Raw genomic sequence first — 14,791 nt, 5'->3', positions numbered from 1 at the left:
GCCAGCGCTTATAAACTTAAGCGAACTGTCAACTACATCATCGTTTGTGGAGACTCAATATATTTTTCTTGCCTTCCAAACGCAACTGACGTAAGAAAATCCGTTCTGCATCTTCGTAGGAGTTAAATATGAAAAAAGATACCCATCCTAAAGTGTTTAAGGCAAAAATTTCTTGTGCATGTGGTTACGAATCCGAAGCACGTTCTACCAAAGGTGAAGCAGTAGCAGTTGAGATTTGCTCTCAGTGCCACCCATTCTACACTGGTAAACAGCGCTTTGTTGATACCGCAGGTCGTATCGATCGTTTCCGCAAGAAATACGCCAAATTCCAGAAATAGCACTTTTCTCGCATTTTTTGAGGCCGTCGCCAGACCGGCGGCGAATCTTCCTCCCCTTAAAGATTTCCTTTTTGGGGAGGAGTATTCTTTAGCTCGACTGCGAGGAACAGATGACTACTCTCCGCAAAAATTTCCACAAGTTATTATCAACCATACTTTCTGCAGCCCGATGCAACGTCGGTGGTCAGGCAGTTATGGAAGGCGTTATGATGCGCAACAAAGACCGTCTGGCTATTGCCGTACGCAAAACTGACGGTTCAATCGTTGTGGATCAACGCCCCTGGTTCACCTTTTCCAAGGCTGAATTCTTCAAGCGTCCTTTCGTACGCGGCTTTCCTATCCTTATAGAAACGCTCGTCAACGGCATTAAAGCTCTCAACTTCTCCGCAACACAAGCTGTAGATGGAGAAGAGGAAGAAGAACTTAAACCGTGGCATCTTACGCTCACCCTTATCTGCTCTGTGGGTATTGCACTTCTGCTTTTTGTTGTGCTTCCACACCTGTTCTCCATCGGGATGAACTACTTAGGACTTGGCGGTGACGTAAACGGGCTTTCTTTCCAGATTTGGGACGGCTTCTTTAAATTCAGTATCTTCTTGGGGTACATAATCAGTATCTCATTTATTCCTGATATCAAGCGTGTTTTCCAATACCATGGAGCAGAGCACAAAACCATCTGGGCATATGAAGAAGGCAAAGCTGTCAGCCCGGGTTCTGCCATTTTATACAGCAGACTCCACCCTCGTTGCGGTACTACCTTCATGCTGTTTGTGCTTTCTGTAGCCATTATCCTGCATACGATTCTCGTTCCGGCAATGCTTATGATCTGGACACCTGAATCCGCAGTCGTAAAACACAGTTTCATCATTTTCTTCAAGCTGCTGCTTATGGCACCTATCAGTGCTTTTGCATATGAACTTATTAAGTACAGCGCCAAGATTAATGATACCTTTTTAGGCAAACTTCTCAGCGCACCGGGTATGATGCTGCAAATGCTCACCACCCATGAACCTGATTCCAAGCAGCTTGAGGTTGCCATTGTTGCACTTAAGGAAGCACTCGGCGACGAGGCTCCCGACGATATTTATACCACTGAGTATACAGTAGCGGAGAAAGAATAATGTTAGCCAAGTTAGAACATCTTGAGCGCAAATTCGAAGACCTTGAACAACAGCTCAGCTCTCCTGAAGTCTTTGGCGATCAGGAACGCTACCGCAAGTTGACCAAGGCTCATTCAGATCTGAAAGAAGTTGTTGATGCATTCCGTAAATACCGCACCATGCAGGAGTCTCTCGAAGAAAACCGTGAGCTCATGAATGACAGCGATCCGGAACTTGCTGAAATGGCAAAAGAAGAAGTGAAAGAACTTGAGCGTCAGATTCCAGAAATGGAAGGCGAGCTCACCATCCTCCTTCTTCCTAAAGATCCAATGGATGAAAAGAACACCATTCTTGAAATCCGTGCCGGTACAGGCGGCGATGAAGCAGCACTTTTTGCTGGCGACCTTTTCCGCATGTACACCCGCTACGCTGAACGTATCGGCTGGAAAATTGAGCTCCTCAGTTCAAGTGAAACCGGAACTGGCGGACTTAAAGAAGTTATCGCTCTCGTTAAAGGCGACAAAGTTTACAGCCGCCTGAAGTTTGAGTCCGGTATCCACCGTGTACAGCGTGTTCCGGCAACTGAAACTCAGGGTCGTGTTCACACTTCAGCTGCTACAGTGGCAATTATGCCTGAAGCCGAGGAAGTTGATCTCAACATCCGTAACGAAGACCTTCGCTTTGATGTTTTCCGTGCATCCGGCCCTGGCGGACAGTCTGTTAACACCACAGACTCCGCAATCCGTGTAACTCACATCCCGACCGGCCTCGTTGTTTCCTGTCAGGATGAAAAGTCTCAGCACAAAAACAAAGCGAAAGCTCTTAAAATTCTCTCATCACGTCTGTTACAGCAAGTACAGCAGCAACAGCATGATGAACTTGCAGAGCAGCGTAAATCACAGGTTGGCTCCGGTGACCGTTCTGGCCGTATCCGTACATACAACTTCGGACAGGGTCGTTGTACCGACCACCGCATTAACCTGACTCTCTACAAACTCGACGCCATCATGGACGGCGACATCAACGAGCTTATCGACGCTCTTATTACTGCTGACCAGACTGAAAAGCTTAAAGCTCAGGCTGACGCATAAACAAAGAGGGCATTATGGCGGTTAACAAACCCGCAAAGCTCACCATTCAGACTACACTCACAGCCTTCTCGGAATACCTTTCCGGGAAGGCTGTTGATTCTCCAAGACTTTCTGCTGAAATGGTGCTTCGCAAAATCCTCGGCATTACACGTCTCGACATTCTCGTTAATTCAAACAACGAAGTATCAGAAGAAGCATACACAGCCATGCTTCCACTTATTCTTCGGAGAGGTACAGGTGAACCTGCTGCCTACATCATGGGTGAACGTGAATTTTTTGGCCGCCCGTTTCAGGTTAATCCCCATACGCTGATCCCGAGACCGGAGACTGAACACCTCATCGAAGCTGTTGTTGAACGCTTTGGAGATAAGGATCGTTTCTTATTCGCAGATCTCGGAACCGGCAGCGGCTGTATTGCCACAACGATTGCTGCAGAACTTCCACACGCCCATGGCGTTGCGGTTGACCTTTCCGCCGGAGCACTGGCAACTGCAAAACGTAATTTAGAAACAAATGATGTGGCTCAACGTGTTCAATGCATCCGTGCCGATTTCACCACACCGTTGTTCAAAAACAACACATTTGACCTAATTGCCACAAACCCGCCATATGTCAGCCAATCAGAATATATAACACTTGACCCTGAAGTTCAGCAATTTGAACCTAAATCTGCGCTCGTCCCTGATTCAAGCGGACTTGAGCACGGTATACGTTTGATTGAGCTTGCAGCGCTCTGGCTTAAGCCATCAGGATTTTTCATCATGGAAATGGGATTCTGGCAAGGACCTGATTTTATGAATGAATTCAGCAAAAACGCTTCTATGTGGCGCGACACGGCAATCATTAAAGATCTCTCAGGTCATGACCGTTTTGTATGTGGTTATAAAGCATAGAATGGTGCTAAAAAGTCACATTGTGCTAAAAACACACAGTTAGCCTCACTCGCCTTTGTATAAAAAATACTGAAAATTCAATACAATGCTAAAAACAAAACCTCTGGCACACTCTTTGCTTAATAGTGGCTGGAGGGAATATTAATGCTACAGAAAACAATCAGTAAATCCATCGGATGCTCAGGTGTAGGCGTACACAGCGGTAAAATTGTAAAACTTACACTTCACCCTGCTGCCGAAGACACTGGCATCATCTTTCATATACATGGCGAAGACGGCGTTAAGGTCATCGCACCAACTCCACAAATTGTAACTGCAACCCAGCTTGCCACAGTTCTTGGCGTAGGTAACAACTCAGCTGCCACAGTTGAACACCTTCTCGCAGCTGTGCACGGCATGCAGATCGACAATATTCGCATTGAAATCCAAGGCGGCGAAGTTCCAATTATGGACGGCTCTGCTGCATCTTTCATCTTCCTGCTTAAAGATGCCGGACTACGCGAACAGGCTCGCCCGCGCACAGTCAAACGCATCAAGAAAGAAATCAACTTCGAACGTGACGGCAAACGCATCACTGCAAAGCCGCACAACGGTCTCTCCATCGAATACACCATCGATTTCGACCACCCACTTATCGGTGTTCAAACAATGTCTCTCGAGATCACTCCTGAAACATTTGCAAACGACATCGCTAAAGCGCGTACTTTCGGCTTCTTCCGTGAAGTAGAATACCTGCGCTCCAAAAAGCTTGCACTTGGCGGCTCTCTTGAGAACGCGATCGTGCTTGATGACTACAATGTTCTCAACGAAGACGGACTGCGCTTCCCAGACGAGTTCGTGCGCCATAAAATCCTCGACTTTATCGGCGACATGACAATGCTCGGCGCTCCTCTCGAAGGCCACTTTGAAGTATACTGCTCCGGTCACGCACTGAACAACCAGTTCCTGCGTGCCATTGACGAAAATTCTGACATCTACCTCGAAAGCGTTACTGCTGAAATTCCAGCAGCCGCTCAAGCACCGGAAGTTGCAGCATCTGCAGCACCGGCTGTTGCTTAATTCTCTTCCTCCCTCTTCTTTCGTTATTTCAGACCGCCCTGTTGGGCGGTCTTTTTTATTCCCTTCTATATATATAGATACCCTCGTAACAAAAGATCGGCACCCCCATCACCCGCAAACACAGAAAATCTCCCTGCTGAGCGTCAAAATTCAAGACATTATATTCATGTTTAAGAGCGGTAATATATAAAACACGCGCAAGTGATATTTTACTATAGTGTGTGCGCATCAAAAGGTGATGGTAAGTTTTGCAGCGTTAGCCTGCTGTTTATCTAAATTATAGTGGACAAATGCCGCAAAAAGAAAGAGTGTGTACACTTGTTGTCTAGGCAAACACTGCCTAACCAACTAAAATCAAGAGAATAACCTCAGTCTAAGCTCTTTTTCAACTATCTGTTTTTACTGCTCTTTTAAAAAAGGGCAAAAAAAACATGGAAAAAAGTGTTTTTTTGCTTGCCAAAACTTTGGGGGCTATATAAACACTCTTCTCGTTGCTGGCGTAGCTCAATTGGTAGAGCAGCTGATTTGTAATCAGCAGGTTGCGGGTTCAAGTCCCATCGCCAGCTCCAGAACAGGTGGGGTTCCCGAGTGGCCAAAGGGAACAGACTGTAAATCTGTCGGCGTATGCCTTCGGAGGTTCAAATCCTCCCCCCACCACCAGTTGCTAAGTAGCAGGCTGTAGGAGACTCAAGTCGGAGAACTACGGCGCTTATAAGCGGGAATAGCTCAATTGGTAGAGCATCAGCCTTCCAAGCTGAGGGTTGCGAGTTCGAGTCTCGTTTCCCGCTCCAACTAGCCTGAGTTCTCCCTATAGCTTTTTGAATAAGAGAAGCTCTCATAGCTCAGTAGGTAGAGCGCATCCTTGGTAAGGATGAGGTCAGCAGTTCAATTCTGCTTGAGAGCTCCATTAATTATTTTCGGATAACCGAGAAAAATTCATTGCCAGGGAGATTTACTCATGGGTAAAGAAAAATTTGAACGCAGTAAGCCGCATGTAAACATCGGCACCGTTGGTCACATTGACCACGGTAAAACCACTCTTACCGCAGCTATCACTAAAGTTGCAGCTCTCAAACAGGGCGGTACCGCAGTAGCATTCGATGAAATCGATAAAGCTCCTGAAGAAAAAGAGCGCGGTATTACTATCGCGACTGCACACGTTGAGTACGAAACTGACGCACGTCACTACGCTCACGTTGACTGCCCAGGTCACGCAGACTACATCAAAAACATGATCACCGGTGCAGCACAGATGGACGGTGGTATCCTCGTTGTTGCAGCGACTGACGGTCCTATGCCTCAGACTCGTGAGCACATCCTGCTCGCTCGTCAGGTTGGTGTACCTTCCCTCGTTGTATTCATGAACAAATGCGACATGGTTGACGACGAAGAACTCCTCGAACTCGTTGAAATGGAAGTTCGTGAACTTCTTTCTTCTTACGATTTCCCAGGTGATGACATTCCTGTTATCCGTGGTTCTGCACTTAAAGCTCTCGAAGCTGATTCTGCTGAAGACGCTGCTGCTGCTCCAATCCTCGAACTCCTCGATGCTTGTGACTCTTACATTCCTGAGCCAGAGCGCGATATCGACAAACCTTTCCTTCTCCCAGTTGAAGACGTGTTCTCCATCTCTGGTCGTGGTACAGTAGTAACTGGCCGTGTTGAGCGTGGCGTAATCACTGTTGGTGAAGAAGTAGAAATCGTTGGTATCAAAGAAACTCAGAAAACTACTTGTACCGGCGTTGAAATGTTCCGTAAACTTCTCGATCGCGGTGAAGCTGGCGATAACGTTGGCCTCCTCCTTCGCGGTGTTAAACGTGACGAGGTTGAGCGTGGCCAGGTTCTTTGTAAACCAGGTTCCATCACTCCTCACACCAAGTTTAAAGCTGAAGTATACGTACTTTCCAAAGACGAAGGTGGACGTCACACTCCATTCTTCTCCGGTTACCGCCCTCAGTTCTACTTCCGTACAACTGACATCACTGGCGTAATCGCACTTGACGAAGGCGTTGAAATGGTAATGCCAGGCGATAACGCTGTATTCAACGTAGAACTGATCAACCCAATCGCTATGGAAAATGGTCTCCGCTTCGCTATCCGCGAAGGTGGCCGTACCGTAGGTGCAGGTGTTGTTTCTGAAATCGTGGAGTAATTCATGCGCGTTAACATCCAGCTCGCTTGCACTGAGTGCAAACGACGCAATTACGCGACCGTAAAGAACAAGAAAAACACTACTGCTCGCGTTGAGTTGAAGAAGTATTGTCCTTGGGACAAGAAACACACTCTTCATCGCGAAACTAAGTAAGTGTTATAAAAACGCAGGGGTGTAGCTCCAACGGCTAGAGCGCCGGTCTCCAAAACCGGATGTTGCGGGTTCGAATCCCTCCACCCCTGCCATTTTTCTTCCTTCTTACACGGCGAGGCGACAATGGCAAAAAAGCACTCAAAAAAGGCTGAAGTGAAAGCTTCTGAAGCAAATAAAGTAACTCAGCTTAAAGAGTTCTTCGAAGAGTCCCAGGTCGAAATTAAAAAAGTAGTCTGGCCCTCCCGAAAAGAGACAGTGACAACCAGCATCGCAGTGCTGGCTCTTGTTGTTGTTATGTCTCTATTTCTTGGCTTTGTAGACTTAGGTCTTACAAAGCTCGTAGAATACATTCTTTCCTAAACGGATATTCCTATGACCGAGGAACAAGCACCCGTAAGAAAAGCTCGCTGGTACATTATCCACACCTACTCAGGTTTTGAGCAGCGTGTAGAGCAGACCATCTCACAGATGATCCGCACCGGTGAAGCGCAAGGCGAAATTGAGGAAGTTGTTGTACCTACTGAGAAAGTGGTAGAACTGGTAAAAGGTGAAAAACGCACCTCTACACGTAAGTTTTACCCGGGTTATGTTATGGTCAAAATGATCATGACAGACCTCTCTTGGCATCTTATTTCCAACATTCAGCGGGTAACCGGCTTTATCGGCGGCAAAAACCGCCCTACCCCGATGCGGGATTCAGAAGCAGCACGTATCCTCTCTATGATGGAAGCTCGTCAGGAACAGCCTCGTCCTAAGTTCAACTTTGAGCGTGGTGACGAAGTACGCGTTATTGATGGACCGTTCGGCGGTTTCAACGGCGTCGTGGAAGATGTAAACTACGACAAGGGTAAGCTCAGAGTATCCGTATCTATTTTCGGCAGACAAACACCTGTCGAGCTGGACTTTGTTCAGGTAGATAAGGGATAAACAAGCACAATAAAGCACCTATCGCCACGTAAGTGGCGTTTGCTATAGAGGTATAGTGGTATGGCTAAAAAAGAAATTGCAAAAATTAAGCTTCAGATTCCTGCTGGTTCTGCGAACCCATCTCCTCCAGTAGGTCCTGCTCTTGGTCAGCACGGCCTGAACATCATGGAATTCTGTAAGGCGTTCAACGCTAAGACCATGGATCAGAAAGGCATGATCATTCCTGTAATCATTACAGTATTCCAGGATCGTTCATTCACTTTCATCACCAAAACTCCACCTGCATCTGTGCTGCTCATTAAAGCTGCGAAAGTTGCTAAAGGTTCCGGTGAGCCTAACCGTAACAAAGTTGGTTCCGTTACCGATGCACAGATCGAAGAAATTGCTACACTTAAAATGCCTGACCTCAATGCTGCAGACATGGACGCAGCTAAGAAGATCATCGCTGGCACTGCTCGTTCCATGGGCATTGAAGTTAAATAGCATTCTGTAAATCAGTTGGACTGCCGTTCGCCGTGAACTAACCACGGCTATTTTTATCTTAGATCGAACGGCAGGAGATTAACACAGAGAATAAAAAGGATATTACTATGCCTAAGCATGGGAAAAAATACCGCAAGGCTGCAGAAGGTCTTGAGATCAACGCACGTTTTGCAGTTGAAGAAGCGATGGCTAAAGTAGTTGATTCTGCTTTTGCAAAATTTGATGAAACTGTTGACGTTGCTATCAACCTCGGCGTTGACCCTAAATACTCTGACCAGATGGTTCGTGGCGCATGCTCCCTTCCACACGGTCTTGGTAAAGATGTGCGCGTAGCAGTATTCTGTAAAGGCGAAAAACAGGCTGAAGCTCGTGAAGCTGGTGCTGAAATCGTTGGTGCAGAAGATCTCGTAGCAGAAGTTAAAGAAGGCAAGCTCGACTTTGACAAAGCTGTTGCAACTCCAGACGTTATGGCACTCGTAGGTCAGATCGGTCGCGTACTCGGCCCTCGTGGTCTTATGCCTAACGCAAAAACCGGCACTGTAACTTTCGACGTTGCAAATGCTGTTAAAGAAATGAAAGCTGGCCGCGTTGAATTTAAAGTAGACAAAGCTGGTGTTCTTCACGCTCCAATCGGTAAAGTTTCCTTCGGTGCTGAAAAGCTCATGGACAACCTTAAAACCGTTCTGGATAACGTGAACCGTCTTAAGCCATCATCCGCTAAAGGTGCTTACATGAAGGCTATGTCCCTCTCCAGCACTATGGGTCCTGGCTACAAAGTAGACACTACACTTATTCGCAAGTTCCTCGAAGGCTAGTCTTTCGAGAAATCATATTTAGGTAGGAGCGTTACACCTCGTTTCGCTCCTGCTTTTTGGCAGAGGACTGGAATTCTGAGTCCAAGACAGTAGGCATTATAAGTCCTACCGAGACAATTTGGCTTAGTTTTCCATTGGCAAATCCCCCTTAGTCTAAGGAGACTGAACGTGAACAGGTCTGAAAAAGCCGCCATTATTGAGCGCCTGAAAGAAAAAGCTGAAGGTGCTTCTATTGCGGTTGTGACTGACTTCAAGGGCTTGCCGGTGGAAGAGATGACTGTGCTTAGAAGTGACCTTCGTAAAGCAGATGGTGAATACCATGTTGTGAAGAACACTCTGGCTCGCATCGCAGTCACCGGTGGTGATCATGAAATTCTCGCTGATACATTCAAAGAGAACACCGCGATCGCCCTTGGTTTCGAAGATCCCGTTGCAGTTGCTAAGGCTGTCGTTGACTTCGCTAAAAAGAGCAAACACCTCGTTGTTAAGCATGCTTCTCTTGAAGGCAAGCTTCTCACCGAAGCTCAGCTTGGTGAACTCGCAAAGCTCCCTGGCAAGCAGCAGTTGCTTGGCATGGCGCTTGGCACAATGAACGCCGTTCCAACAAACTTCGTTGGCCTTTTCGCCAACATTCTGCGCAACTTCCTCTACGCTCTGAACGCTATCAGAGACCAGAAAGAAGCTGCATAAGCAGAACGTGTATTAACTAAAATATTAAGCCAAAATTTATTTTAAGGAGACTACCATGTCCGTGACCAAAGAACAGGTTGTAGAATTTATCTCTAGCATGACCGTACTCGAACTTTCCGAATTCATCAAAGAACTCGAAGAAACTTTCGGCGTTTCCGCTGCAGCTCCAGTAGCAGCAGTAGCAGCAGCACCTGCAGAAGGTGGCGCAGCAGCTGAAGAAAAAACTGAGTTTGATGTTATCCTCAAAGCTGCTGGCGGCAACAAAATTGCTGTTATTAAAGCAGTTCGTGCTCTCACAGGTCTTGGCCTCAAAGAAGCTAAAGAAGCTGTAGACGGCGCTCCTAAAGCTCTCAAAGAAGCTGTATCTAAAGAAGATGCTGAAGCTGCTAAGAAAGCTCTCGAAGAAGCAGGCGCAGAAGTAGAAGTTAAGTAATTCTACTTTTTACTGCTGAAGCGAATTCAGGCGCGGGTGGGAATTTATTCCTGTCCGCGTTTTATTAGCTCTGATGTACAGGGGTAGATCAAAAAAAAGCTTGCATATATTCTAGTAGTGAACTAGATTACGCATTTGGTCGACTTGTCTTTGTTACGTAACGCTAATTAACAATTGGGCGACACGTTGCTGACCATTTCCGAACGTTTACCATCCCGAATTTTTTCATTTAATACAGAACATGACCGAGCGGACATGTTCTGCTTTCTGCTGCTGAATTTGCATGCTTCAAGCAGCACCTACCCTTTGCCCAGTCTTCCCGGACTGCTAAGTCCACCGGGCACCCTTTTTCGCATGCTTATGTATCCGTTTCGGAGATAATCCGCCGACTTTGGTTAAGCAAACGCGCCATTTTCCGATGCTTCTTAGCCGCAGTGGCATCATCTTTGGCAAACCGTCTCTTTTGAGGTGTAAATATGGGCCAACTTTATAAAAAATTTGGTAAAATCGAAGTAACGCTTCCTATCCCGCATCTTCTTAACTTGCAGGTAGATTCCTACAAGAAGTTTTTGCAGGAAGGGCGTACTGACCGACTGCCTGACGAAGGTCTTGAAGGTGTATTCCGTTCTGTCTTCCCTATTGAAGACTTTAACCGCACAGCAAGCCTTGAGTACGTTCGCTATGACATCAGCGAACCTAAATACGACCAGGCTGAATGCATTGCTAAAGGTCTTACCTACGAAGCACCAATTCGCATTACCGTGCGTCTTGTTGTGTATGATGTAGATGAAGAGACCGAAAACCGCACCATCCGTGATATTAAAGAGCAGGACATCTATTTTGGTACCCTGCCTTTGATGACCGAGAAAGGTACTTTTATTGTTAACGGTACCGAGCGTGTAATCGTTAACCAGTTGCAGCGTTCTCCTGGTATCATCTTCGAACATGATTCAGGTAAAACGCACTCCAGCCGTAAAGTGCTTTACAGCTGCCGTATCATTCCGATGCGAGGCTCCTGGCTCGATTTCGACTTCGATCATAAAGATATTTTGTACGTACGTATTGACCGTCGTCGCAAAATGCCTGCCACTATTCTCTTTAAAGCAATGGGTATGTCTCGTTCCGAGATCCTCGATTGCTTCTACGAGAAAGAATACTTCCGTTTCGAAGACGGCAAGGTTCTGTGGGAAGTGCAAAAAGACATGTACCGCAAAGAAATTGCGTACGTTGATCTTGGCGATGGAGAAAAAGTATTCGCAAAGCAGGGCAAGCCAATTACAAAACGTACATGGCGTCTGCTTCTCGAAGCTGGTGTCGAAGCAATTGAAGTTGCTCCGGACACCCTCAACGGTCTGTTCCTTGCCGAAGATCTTGTTGATGAAAACACAGGTGAAGTTCTTGCTGATGCAGCAGATGAACTTACTGAAGATATCGTTGAACGCATCCGTGAAGCCGGCGTAACTCGTCTGCCTGTTCTTCACACTCGCGGTGCTGATGTATCTTCTTCCATGCGCGACACTCTTCTTCTTGATAAAACAGAAGATTCTGAGTCCGCACGTGTTGAAATCTACCGTCGTCTGCGTCCAAGTTCCCCTCCAACCCCGGAAATCGCAAGTACATTCTTCGAAAACCTTTTCCGCAGCGGAGACTACTACGACTTATCCCCAGTAGGTCGTTACAAAATGAACCAGCGCCTCGATCTCGATCGCGAGAACGACATGCGCACGCTGTCAGACAACGACATTTTCACAGCTATTAAGATCCTGTGTAAATTGAAAGACTCTCACGGTCCTGCAGACGATATCGACCATCTCGGTAACCGTCGCGTACGTCCGGTAGGTGAACTGGTAGAAAACCAATACCGCATCGGTCTCGTACGTATGGAACGTGCTATTAAAGAACGTATGAGCTTGCAGGAAGTTGCGACCCTTATGCCGCACGACCTCATCAACCCTAAACCGGTTGCTGCTGTTCTTAAAGAGTTCTTCGGTACTTCCCAGCTTTCACAGTTCATGGACCAGACAAACGCACTTTCTGAGGTTACTCACAAACGTCGTCTGTCTGCTCTTGGTCCTGGCGGTCTTACCCGTGAACGTGCTGGCTTTGAAGTTCGAGACGTACACACATCTCACTACGGCCGTATCTGCCCTATTGAAACTCCAGAGGGTCCGAACATTGGTCTGATTGTGTCTCTTACAACCTACTCCAAGGTAAACGACTTCGGTTTCATCGAAACCCCGTACCGCGTGGTAAAAGATTCCCGCGTTACTGACGAAATCATTTACATGGATGCGACCACAGAACAGGGTCAGGTTGTTGCGCAGGCAAACGCAGAACTCGATGCAGACGGTAACTTTGTAAAAGATTTCATTACAACTCGTTACCTCGGCGACGTTCTCATGTCTCCACGTGAAGACGTAACCCTGATGGACATTTCTCCAAGCCAGATGGTTTCCATCTCCGCAGCGCTGATTCCGTTCCTCGAGCACGATGACGCGAACCGCGCGCTTATGGGTTCCAACATGCAGCGTCAGGCAGTACCACTGCTTCGCTGTCACAAACCAATTGTTGGTACCGGCATGGAAGGCCCAGTTGCTCAGGACTCAGGTGCATGTATCATTGCTGAAGGCGAAGGTATTGTTCGCTTTGCAGATGCAGACCGCATTGTTGTTGCTTACACTAACGGCCTCTACCCAGAGTCCGGTGGCGTGCGCAGCTACGACTTGCAGAAGCACCACAAATCTAACCAGAGCTCATGTTTTGGTCAGAAGCCTACCTGTCATCCAAATCAGCCAGTCGTTCGCGGTACAATTCTCGCTGACGGCCCTGGTATTGAAGACGGTGAACTGGCACTGGGTAAAAACCTCGTAGTAGCGTTTATGCCTTGGTGTGGTTACAACTTTGAGGACTCCATCCTCATCTCCGAACGTATGGTAAAAGAAGATGTCTTTACCTCCGTACACATCGAAGAGTTTGAAGTTGTTGCTCGTGACACCAAGCTTGGACCTGAAGAAATTACCCGCGATATTCCAAACGTAAGTGAAGAAATGCTCCGCAACCTTGATGGCAGCGGCATTATTCGCATCGGTGCAAACGTATGCCCGGACGATATCCTCGTAGGTAAAATTACTCCGAAAGGCGAGACTCAGCTCTCTCCTGAAGAGAAACTCCTTCGTGCGATCTTCGGTGATAAGGCACGCGACGTTAAGAACACCTCCCTGAAAGTTCCTCCTGGAATCGAAGGTACTGTAATTGACGTTAAAGTGTTCAACCGTCGTTCCGGCGAAAAAGACGAACGCACTAAAAATATTGAAGACTACGAACTTGCTAAGCTTGATCGTAAAGAACAGAGCCACATTTCAGCCCTCACCATGTCTACCATGACTAAAGTTGTGGAAGAAGCAGAAGGCAAGCAGCTTGCGTACAACATTCCAGGTAAACGCAAAGGCGAAGTTCTTGCAGAAGCAGGCCACGTAGTAACAGCTGAAATTCTTAACGAAGTACCAGTTAAGAAACTTTCAGGTCTGTTTAAATCTAAAGATGTAAACGACGCCATTGAGCATCTCATTGAAGAGTATGACAAACAGGTTGAGTTTATTAAGAACATCTACGATACCAAGCGCGAAAAAGTATCTGAAGGCGACGATCTGCCTCCAGGCGTTCTCAAGATGGTTAAATGCTACATCGCCGTTAAGCGTAAGCTTAGCGTAGGTGACAAAATGGCTGGCCGTCACGGTAACAAAGGTGTTGTTTCCCAGATTCTGCCAATCGAAGACATGCCTTTCTTCGCCGACGGTTCTACCGTAGACATCGTACTGAACCCACTGGGCGTACCGTCTCGTATGAACATCGGTCAGATCATGGAAACTCACCTTGGTTGGGGCGCACTTAAGCTTGGTGAACAGCTTGCAGCACTTCTCGAAACCGGTGAACACCTCAAAGATGTTCGTTCCCGTGTAAAAGAAGTCTACAAGTGTGAGACCATCAACCGTATGGTTGACGAAATGGATGATGAAGAATTCACCAAAGCCGTTCGTCGACTCAGCACCGGTATCGTTACTAAGACTCCGGTATTTGATGGTGCACGCGAAGAAGAAATCTGGTCATGGATTGCCGATGCAGGCATGCCTGATGACGGTAAGAACGTACTGTTCGACGGCCGTACAGGTGACCAGTTCCAGAACCGCGTAACAACAGGTGTTATGTACATCCTGAAACTGCACCACTTGGTTGATGAAAAAATCCACGCCCGTTCAACTGGTCCTTACTCACTCGTTACGCAGCAGCCACTGGGCGGTAAAGCTCAGTTTGGTGGCCAGCGTCTTGGTGAGATGGAAGTTTGGGCACTGGAAGCACACGGTGCAGCTTACATGTTGCAGGAGTTCCTGACCGTTAAGTCTGATGACGTGACCGGTCGTGTAAAAATGTACGAGAAGATCGTAAAAGGCGACAACTTCCTTGAAGCGGGTATGCCTGAATCCTTCAACGTACTTATTAAGGAACTGATGTCCCTCGGTTTGGATGTCACCCTGCATCAGGAAGAGGAACAAAAAGGTCCACGCACCTTCCTTGCTGACTAAATAGAACGGGTTTGCCTTGCAGGCCAAGGCAAACCCGATTTTAGGATACTGTTACAGTTCCCAAAACCCGCATGACA

The 14,791-nt window shown here is 47.1% G+C and carries 14 protein-coding genes and 5 tRNA genes; all 19 read left to right on the top strand.

The features are described 5' to 3' along the window. Window positions 1-128 precede the first annotated feature (128 nt). Window positions 129-338, top strand: a complete 210-nt coding sequence (rpmE, locus tag QZY95_RS10810) for a 50S ribosomal protein L31 (RefSeq protein ID WP_290923318.1) — start codon at window positions 129-131, stop codon at window positions 336-338. A gap of 110 nt (window positions 339-448) precedes the next feature. Continuing rightward, the gene (locus QZY95_RS10805) at window positions 449-1,459 is read left to right on the top strand and encodes a DUF1385 domain-containing protein (protein WP_290923316.1); all 1,011 of its coding nucleotides are present in this window, start codon (window positions 449-451) and stop codon (window positions 1,457-1,459) included. Continuing rightward, window positions 1,459-2,529 (top strand): peptide chain release factor 1, encoded by a 1,071-nt coding sequence (prfA, locus tag QZY95_RS10800; protein WP_290923313.1) that lies wholly within the window; start codon window positions 1,459-1,461, stop codon window positions 2,527-2,529. Before QZY95_RS10805 ends, prfA begins: the two co-directional genes overlap by 1 nt. Before the next feature lie 14 nt (window positions 2,530-2,543). Further along, window positions 2,544-3,422 (top strand): peptide chain release factor N(5)-glutamine methyltransferase, encoded by an 879-nt coding sequence (gene prmC, locus QZY95_RS10795; RefSeq protein WP_290923309.1) that lies wholly within the window; start codon window positions 2,544-2,546, stop codon window positions 3,420-3,422. Window positions 3,423-3,566: 144 nt separating this feature from the next. Next, window positions 3,567-4,481, top strand: a complete 915-nt coding sequence (lpxC, locus tag QZY95_RS10790) for a UDP-3-O-acyl-N-acetylglucosamine deacetylase (protein WP_290923306.1) — start codon at window positions 3,567-3,569, stop codon at window positions 4,479-4,481. A 493-nt stretch (window positions 4,482-4,974) separates the two neighbouring features. Then, window positions 4,975-5,050: transfer RNA gene (locus tag QZY95_RS10785), tRNA-Thr, on the top strand. A 5-nt stretch (window positions 5,051-5,055) separates the two neighbouring features. After that, window positions 5,056-5,141: transfer RNA gene (locus QZY95_RS10780), tRNA-Tyr, on the top strand. A gap of 55 nt (window positions 5,142-5,196) precedes the next feature. Then, a tRNA-Gly gene (locus QZY95_RS10775) sits at window positions 5,197-5,272 on the top strand. Between the two features lie 40 nt (window positions 5,273-5,312). After that, window positions 5,313-5,388: transfer RNA gene (locus QZY95_RS10770), tRNA-Thr, on the top strand. Between the two features lie 51 nt (window positions 5,389-5,439). Then, window positions 5,440-6,633 (top strand): elongation factor Tu, encoded by a 1,194-nt coding sequence (tuf, locus tag QZY95_RS10765; RefSeq protein WP_290923304.1) that lies wholly within the window; start codon window positions 5,440-5,442, stop codon window positions 6,631-6,633. 3 nt (window positions 6,634-6,636) lie between these two features. After that, window positions 6,637-6,786, top strand: coding sequence for a 50S ribosomal protein L33 (rpmG, locus tag QZY95_RS10760; RefSeq protein ID WP_074216730.1), 150 nt, complete (start codon window positions 6,637-6,639; stop codon window positions 6,784-6,786). A gap of 15 nt (window positions 6,787-6,801) precedes the next feature. Further along, window positions 6,802-6,878 (top strand) — tRNA-Trp (locus QZY95_RS10755). A 31-nt stretch (window positions 6,879-6,909) separates the two neighbouring features. Next, the gene (gene secE, locus QZY95_RS10750) at window positions 6,910-7,146 is read left to right on the top strand and encodes a preprotein translocase subunit SecE (RefSeq protein ID WP_290923298.1); all 237 of its coding nucleotides are present in this window, start codon (window positions 6,910-6,912) and stop codon (window positions 7,144-7,146) included. A 12-nt stretch (window positions 7,147-7,158) separates the two neighbouring features. Continuing rightward, window positions 7,159-7,713: a transcription termination/antitermination protein NusG gene (nusG, locus tag QZY95_RS10745; RefSeq protein ID WP_020000631.1), complete on the top strand. Its 555-nt coding sequence runs from the start codon at window positions 7,159-7,161 to the stop codon at window positions 7,711-7,713. A 60-nt stretch (window positions 7,714-7,773) separates the two neighbouring features. Continuing rightward, complete coding sequence (gene rplK, locus QZY95_RS10740) at window positions 7,774-8,196, top strand: 50S ribosomal protein L11 (protein WP_290923292.1); 423 nt, start codon at window positions 7,774-7,776, stop codon at window positions 8,194-8,196. A 107-nt stretch (window positions 8,197-8,303) separates the two neighbouring features. Beyond that, complete coding sequence (gene rplA / locus QZY95_RS10735) at window positions 8,304-9,011, top strand: 50S ribosomal protein L1 (protein WP_290923290.1); 708 nt, start codon at window positions 8,304-8,306, stop codon at window positions 9,009-9,011. A 168-nt stretch (window positions 9,012-9,179) separates the two neighbouring features. Further along, window positions 9,180-9,701 (top strand): 50S ribosomal protein L10, encoded by a 522-nt coding sequence (gene rplJ / locus QZY95_RS10730; RefSeq protein ID WP_290923289.1) that lies wholly within the window; start codon window positions 9,180-9,182, stop codon window positions 9,699-9,701. A 55-nt stretch (window positions 9,702-9,756) separates the two neighbouring features. After that, a complete protein-coding gene (rplL, locus tag QZY95_RS10725; RefSeq protein WP_290923286.1) occupies window positions 9,757-10,134 on the top strand; it encodes a 50S ribosomal protein L7/L12 in 378 nt (125 codons plus the stop codon). A 476-nt stretch (window positions 10,135-10,610) separates the two neighbouring features. Then, window positions 10,611-14,714, top strand: coding sequence for a DNA-directed RNA polymerase subunit beta (gene rpoB, locus QZY95_RS10720; RefSeq protein WP_290923284.1), 4,104 nt, complete (start codon window positions 10,611-10,613; stop codon window positions 14,712-14,714). Window positions 14,715-14,791 lie beyond the last annotated feature (77 nt).

Source organism: Halodesulfovibrio sp. (assembly GCF_015482765.1).
GTDB lineage: Bacteria > Desulfobacterota > Desulfovibrionia > Desulfovibrionales > Desulfovibrionaceae > Halodesulfovibrio.
The sequence above is the reverse complement of the archived record's forward strand: the minus strand, read 5'-3'. Positions and strand labels throughout refer to the sequence as shown.